This is a genomic window from Streptomyces sp. MK37H, assembly GCF_018035285.1.
GTDB lineage: Bacteria > Actinomycetota > Actinomycetes > Streptomycetales > Streptomycetaceae > Streptomyces > Streptomyces endocoffeicus.
Genome location: NZ_JAAAYH010000882.1, coordinates 1 through 1094, shown reverse-complemented (window position 1 = coordinate 1094; position 1094 = coordinate 1). Strand labels below are relative to the sequence as shown.

Sequence of the window (1094 nt, the reverse complement as noted above, 5' to 3'; positions counted from 1 at the left end):
GGAAGCCTTCGACCCCCTCGGGCACCCGCTCCAGCAGCGAGGCGTAGTCGTGGTACATGACGCCCGCGAAGACACCGGTACGGCTGCCGCGCAGCGCACCCGGGTCGATGCCCGCCCGCTCGAACGCCTCCCACGACGTCTCCAGCAGCAACCGCTGCTGCGGATCCATCGCCAGCGCCTCACGCGGCGAGATCCCGAAGAAGCCCGGGTCGAAGTGTCCGGCGTCCTCCACGAAGCCGCCCTCGCGGGCGTAGCTCGTTCCGCTGTGGTCCGGGTCCTCGTGGTAGAGCGCCGAGAGGTCCCAGCCACGGTCGGTGGGGAACTCGGAGATCGCGTCCCGGCCCTCCATGACCAGCCGCCACAGATCCTCCGGAGTCTCCACCCCACCCGGGTAGCGACAGCCCAACCCCACGATCGCGATCGGCTCATCATCGGGAGCCGACACCACCACCGGACCCGCCACCGCGGCCGCCGCGCCGACAACCTCGGCACGCAGGAACTCGGCGAGCACCGCAGGCGTCGGGTAGTCGAAGACCAGCGTGGCGGGCAGCCGCAGCTCACTCACCGCACCGAGCGCGTTCCGCAGCTCCACCGCCGTCAGCGAGTCAAAGCCCAGCTCACGGAAGGAGCGGTCGGGCTCGACCGTTTCCGGCCCGGCGTATCCGAGCACCGTCGCGACGTTCGTACGGACCAGGTCCAGCAGCACATCGAGCTGCTCGGCCTCGTCCAGCCCGGTGAGCCGCCGCGCCAGCGCACCCGACGCCGCCGCGCCCTCCGCCGCACGCCGCGCCGGAACCCGCACCAGCCCACGGAACAGCGGCGCCAGCGCACCGCTGCCCGCCTGCGCCCGGAGCGCGGCCATGTCCAGCGACATCGGCACCAGCACCGCCTCGCCGAGGCGGCCCGCGACGTCGAACAGCTCCAGACCCTCCGTCGCGGAGAGCGCGAGAACACCGCCCCGGCTCATCCGGGACACATCCGCGTCGTCCAGCTCACCGGTCATCGCACTGGAATCGGCCCACAGACCCCAGGCCAGCGAGGTGGCGGGCAGGCCCTGGGCGGCGCGGTGCTGGGCGAGGGCGTCCAGGTAGGCG

At 72.7% G+C, this 1094-nt stretch carries 1 protein-coding gene; it reads right to left on the bottom strand.

Annotation, left to right across the window (positions count from 1 at the left end; translation table 11 throughout):
- The coding region (locus tag GWI24_RS44585; protein ID WP_210951694.1) for a beta-ketoacyl reductase at nucleotides 1-1094 on the bottom strand (1094 nt) is incomplete at both ends.